Raw genomic sequence first — 5,227 nt, forward strand, 5'->3', positions numbered from 1 at the left:
AGTACCCCGCCGCGTTCGGCGCCCCCGGCGAGCCCGGCGGCGCCCCCGCCCGCGCCCGCCGGCGCGACCGCATCTGGCTCCCCGTGGCCAGCGTCGGCGTCGCGGCGGCGGTCCTCGCCAGCCTCGGCACCGCCGCGCTGACCGGCGCCTTCGAGCCGGACGGCTCCTCGCGGTCGTCCAGCATCGCGTCCATCGGCCAGAGCAGCAACGACGGCGTCCCGGTGTCCGGCTCTACCTCGGACAACCCCGACTGGCAGGCCGTCGCGTCGGCCGTCAAGGACTCCGTCGTCGCGATCACGGTCACCACCAGCCAGGGCGAGGCCCAGGGCTCCGGCGTGATCGTCGACACCGAGGGCCACGTCGTCACGAACAACCACGTCGTGTCCGGTGCCCAGGACGGCACGGTCCAGGTGACCCTCACGGACGGCCGGATCTTCACCGCCGACGTCGTCGGCACCGACGCCACCACCGACCTCGCCGTCGTCAAGCTCCAGGACGCGCCGGACGACCTCACGCCCGCCGCGCTCGGCGACTCGTCGGCGGTCGCCGTCGGCGACCCGGTCATGGCGGTCGGCAACCCGCTCGGCCTCGCCAACACCGTGACCACCGGCATCGTCTCCGCGCTCGACCGTCCGGTGTCGACCACCGAGGACGGCAGCAGCGAGGCCGTGGTGACCAACGCGATCCAGATCGACGCGGCGGTGAACCCCGGCAACTCGGGCGGTCCGCTGTTCGACGCCCAGGGCAAGGTCATCGGCATCACGTCGTCGATCGCGACCACGTCCAGCGAGTCGGGCTCCATCGGCCTGGGCTTCGCGATCCCCGTGGACCTCGCGGACATGATCGCCGGCCAGCTGATCAAGGACGGCACCGCGGAGCACGCGTTCCTCGGCGTCGGGCTGACCGACAACACGGCGACCGCCGACGGCGTCACCCGCGCCGGCGCGCAGGTGCAGAGCGTGACGTCCGGCTCGCCGGCCGCCACCGCGGGCGTCCAGGAGGGCGACGTCATCGTCGCGATCGACGGCAAGGCCGTCGCCGGCGCCGAGTCGCTGACCGGCTACGTCCGGGCCTACGCCTCGGGCGACAAGGTCACCCTGACGCTCGTGCGCGACGGCAAGTCCCTCGACGTCGACGTCACCCTGGCGGTCCGCCAGGAGACCGCCTCGAGCGACTCGGGCTCGGGCGGCTCGGGCAGCACCGACCCGCGGAACATGACGCCGGACGAGCTCTGGCAGTGGTTCCAGCAGCAGCAGGGCGGCGGTCAGAACTGACCCCACCCCCACGACGGTCACCGGGCGGGTCCATCCCCTGCCCCGCCCGGCGACCGGGGCGACGAGCCCGCACCTCGCCACCCCGACGACGGCCCCCGCGGCGCGCACCCCCTGGCGCCCGCGGGGGCCGTCCCACGTCCGGGGCTGTCCCGGCCGGCCCCGGGGCCGGTCCGGTGGACAGACGCCCACCCGTGTCCGCCCGGTTCGGTGGTCCCCGCCGAGTTCGGTAGCTCCAGCCACCGAACTCGGCTGGGAGGACCGAAGGCGGCGTCCGTCGCTCGCCGTCCTCGCGCCGGCTTCAGCCTCCCGGCGTCAGCGTCGCGCGTCCGGGTCGGGTGCCCGGGGGTCAGTCCGAGGCGAGTGCCGTGCGCATCGGGACGAGCTTCGCCCACGACTCCGCCAGCTCCGCCGCCGGGTCGGACGCCGCGACGATGCCGCAGCCCGCGAACAGCCGGAGCCGCCGCGGGTCGGCCGGGTCGAGCTCGGCGGACCGCAGCCCGATGCCCCACTCGCCGTCGCCGTCGGCGCCGACCCAGCCCACCGGGCCGGCGTACCGGGCCCGGTCGATGCCCTCGACCGCGCGGATGAGGTCGCGGGCCGCCTCGGTGGGCGTGCCGCACACGGCGGCGGTCGGGTGCAGCGCGGCCGCGAGGGCCAGCGACGTCGGGTGCGGGCCGCCGTGCTCGCCGTCCGCGCCGCCGAGCACCGCCGTGACGTCGGACGCGAGGTGCAGCACGTTCGGCAGGTGCAGCACGAACGGGGCGTCGGGCACGTTGGTCGAGGAGCAGAACGGCGCGAGCGCGCGGGCCACGGAGGACACCGCGTACTCGTGCTCCTCGAGGTCCTTCGACGAGTGCGCGAGGATCGCGGCGCGCGCCAGGTCGGCGTCGTCGTCGCCGGTGCGCCGGATCGTGCCGGCGAGCACCCGCGACGTGACCAGGCCCTTGTCCGAGCGGACCAGCAGCTCCGGGGTCGCGCCGATCAGGCCGTCGACGGAGAACGTCCAGCAGGTCGGGTACCGCTCGGCGAGCCGGCCGAGGGCGTGCCGCACGTCCAGCGGCTCGGCGGTGGTGGCGACCTCGTCGCGCGCCAGCACCACCTTGTCGACGTCGCCGGCCCGGATCGCCGCGACGCCGCGGGCCACCACGGCGGGCCAGTCCTCGGCCTCGACGGCGCCGGACGCGTACGTCACGGCGCCGGGGGAGCGGACCGGGGTCAGGCCGGCGACGTGCCGGGCGACCAGCGCCCAGTCCGGGGCCGGGCCGAGGGTGCCGGCGGTCTCGACGACGGTGAGCCACGCCAGGCCGTCGCGGCGGCCCACGACCACCCGCGGCACCACGAGCGCGCCGCCGGCGGCGGACAGGTCGTCGAACGCGAACGAGCCGAACGCCACCGGCCCGGTGCCGGGCAGCCCGACCTCGTCGCGGACGACGGCGTGCCGGACCAGGTCCTGCCACCAGCGCTCGGCGTCGGCGAACCGCTCGGGGCCCGTGACGTCGATCCGCGCGGCCTCGCCCCAGCCGACTAGCCCGTCGCCCCGGCGCACCCAGGTGAGCGGGGCGTCCGCGGGGAGCAGGGAGAGCAGGTCGTCCGGGGCGTCGATCCGGACGGTGCGCACCACGAGCGGCTCGGGGTGCGAGGACGTCGCGGCCTGGCGGTCGTCGAGGGGGCTGGTCATCGCCGACCAGGGTACGACCGCGCGCGGGGCGCCCGCGCGACCTGACACGATGGGCCCATGCCCCGCGCCTCGCTCGACAAGGACCCGCACGACGTCGCCTCGATGTTCGACGGCGTCGCCCGCCGTTACGACCTGACCAACGACGTGCTGTCGCTGGGCCAGGACCGGATGTGGCGCAAGGCCACGCTGAAGGCCCTCGACGCGCTGCCGGGCGAGACCGTCCTCGACCTCGCCGCGGGCACCGGCACCTCGAGCGAGCCGCTGGCCGACGCGGGCGTGAAGGTCGTCCCGTGCGACCTGTCGACCGGGATGCTCACCGTCGGCAAGCGCCGCCGCCCCGACCTGCCGTTCACCGCGGGCGACGCCACGGCGCTGCCGTTCGCGGACGGCGTCTTCGACGCGGTGACGATCTCGTTCGGCCTGCGGAACGTGGTGGACACGGTCGGCGCGCTGGAGGAGATGCGCCGCGTGACGAAGCCGGGCGGGCGGCTCGTGGTGTGCGAGTTCTCGACCCCGACCTGGGCGCCGTTCCGCACGGTGTACTCGGGCTACCTGGTGAAGGCGCTGCCGGCGGTGGCGAAGGTCGTGGCGCGGGAGTCGGCGGCGTACGACTACCTGGCGGAGTCGATCCAGGAGTGGCCGGACCAGCTGGGCCTGGCGAAGCTCCTCAAGGAGTCGGGCTGGACCTCGGTCGCGTACCGGAATCTGTCCGGTGGCATCGTCGCGCTGCACCGCGCCACAAATCCTGGGATCAATTAGCCCGGAATGGTGGGACGAAAGTCCCGCATAACCCCTGGTCAGGAGCAGCGACGCTACTGAGGCAAACCTTCGCAGACAGATCGTTGGTCGTATCACTAGACTCGCCCTGTCAACACCTGTGAAGGCATTCACAAATGGGGCGAACTGTGCACAGTGGCAAGAGCGACGACGCGGACGTCATCGTCGTCGGTGCCGGACCCGGCGGGTCCAGCGCCGCCTACCACTGCGCCGCCGCGGGCCTGTCCGTCCTGCTGCTCGACAAGGCGAGCTTCCCCCGGGACAAGATTTGCGGCGACGGCCTGACGCCCCGCGCGGTCGCCGAGCTGGTCCGGATGGGCGTGCCGCTGCGCGAGCAGGACGGCTGGATCCGGAACGTCGGCCTGCGGGTCCTCGGCGGCGGCCACGTGGTCGAGCTGCCCTGGCCCGAGCTGTCCTCCTACCCGTCGTACGGCCTGGCCCGCGCGCGCACCTCGCTCGACCACCTGCTGCTCGAGCACGCCCGGGCCGCCGGCGCCAAGGTGCAGGAGCGCACGAACGTCACCGGCCCCCTGGTCGACGAGCGCACCGGCCGCGTCGTCGGGGTGCAGGCGCGTCCGGTCGACGCCGACGGGCGCCGCGCGGGCGACCCCGTCGAGTACCGCGCCCCCGTCGTGATCGCCGCCGACGGCGTCTCCGCGCGGCTCGCCACGGGTCTCGGCCTGGAGAAGCGCCAGGACCGCCCGATGGGCGTCGCGGTGCGCACGTACTTCGAGACGCCCCGCCACGACGACCCGTGGATGGAGAGCCACCTCGAGCTCTGGGACGGCAAGCCCGGCGAGTCCGACCTCATGCCCGGCTACGGCTGGATCTTCTCGCTCGGCGACGGCACCGCCAACGTCGGCCTCGGCTCGGTGTCCTCGACGGCCGCCGCGACCAAGGTCGACTACAAGGACCTGTTCGCGAAGTGGATGGCCAACGCCCCCGCGGAGTGGGAGTTCACCCCGGAGCACCAGCTCGGCCCGGTGCGCGGCGCGGCGCTGCCGATGGGCTTCAACCGCGGCCCGCTGTACGGCCGCGGGCTGATGCTGGTCGGCGACGCCGCCGGGATGATCAGCCCGTTCAACGGCGAGGGCATCGCCTACGCCCTGCAGGCCGGCCGGGTCGCCGCGGACGCGATCGTCCAGGCCGCCGCGCGCGGCACCGCCGCCGGCCGGGAGCGCGCGCTCGCCACCTACGCCGCGCGGATGAAGGACGACCTCGGCGGGTACTACACGCTCGGCCGGGTCTTCGTGAAGCTCATCGAGCGGCCCGAGATCATGCGGGCCTGCACGAGGTACGGCCTGCCTCGCCCGCTGGTCATGAAGCTCACGCACAAGCTGCTCGCGGACTGCTACGAGCCGCACGGCGGGGACTGGGCCGACCGGACCATCGCCGCCCTCGCACGTCTGGCGCCGGCCTCGTGACGGCCGCCGCCCGCACCGGGCCGCCCTGACGGGTGGCGCACCAGCGGCCTCCGCCGGACGCGCCCCGCCCCGCA

Annotated in this window: 4 protein-coding genes; 3 read left to right on the forward strand and 1 reads right to left on the reverse strand. The window is 74.8% G+C overall.

Annotation, left to right across the window (positions count from 1 at the left end; all coding sequences use genetic code 11):
- Positions 1 to 1,274, forward strand: a 1,274-nt coding sequence (locus G6556_RS16855; RefSeq protein ID WP_166944002.1) for a trypsin-like peptidase domain-containing protein, incomplete at its 5' end; no start/stop codon positions are given.
- Positions 1,275 to 1,620: 346 nt separating this feature from the next.
- Here the strand turns inward: G6556_RS16855 and G6556_RS16860 are convergent.
- Positions 1,621 to 2,952: an isochorismate synthase gene (locus G6556_RS16860; protein WP_166944004.1), complete on the reverse strand. Its 1,332-nt coding sequence runs from the start codon at positions 2,950 to 2,952 to the stop codon at positions 1,621 to 1,623.
- A 57-nt stretch (positions 2,953 to 3,009) separates the two neighbouring features.
- On the opposite strand from G6556_RS16860, the gene G6556_RS16865 reads away from it, so the two are divergent.
- Both G6556_RS16865 and G6556_RS16870 read left to right on the forward strand, forming a co-directional pair.
- Positions 3,010 to 3,711 carry a demethylmenaquinone methyltransferase gene (locus G6556_RS16865; protein WP_166944006.1) on the forward strand — a complete coding sequence of 234 codons (702 nt, stop codon included), beginning with the start codon at positions 3,010 to 3,012 and terminating at the stop codon, positions 3,709 to 3,711.
- Between the two features lie 134 nt (positions 3,712 to 3,845).
- Positions 3,846 to 5,153: a geranylgeranyl reductase family protein gene (locus G6556_RS16870; RefSeq protein ID WP_166944008.1), complete on the forward strand. Its 1,308-nt coding sequence runs from the start codon at positions 3,846 to 3,848 to the stop codon at positions 5,151 to 5,153.
- The last annotated feature ends 74 nt before the right edge of the window (positions 5,154 to 5,227 follow it).

The sequence above is a fragment of the Cellulomonas sp. IC4_254 genome (assembly GCF_011603975.1).
In the GTDB taxonomy this organism is placed as follows: Bacteria; Actinomycetota; Actinomycetes; order Actinomycetales; family Cellulomonadaceae; genus Cellulomonas.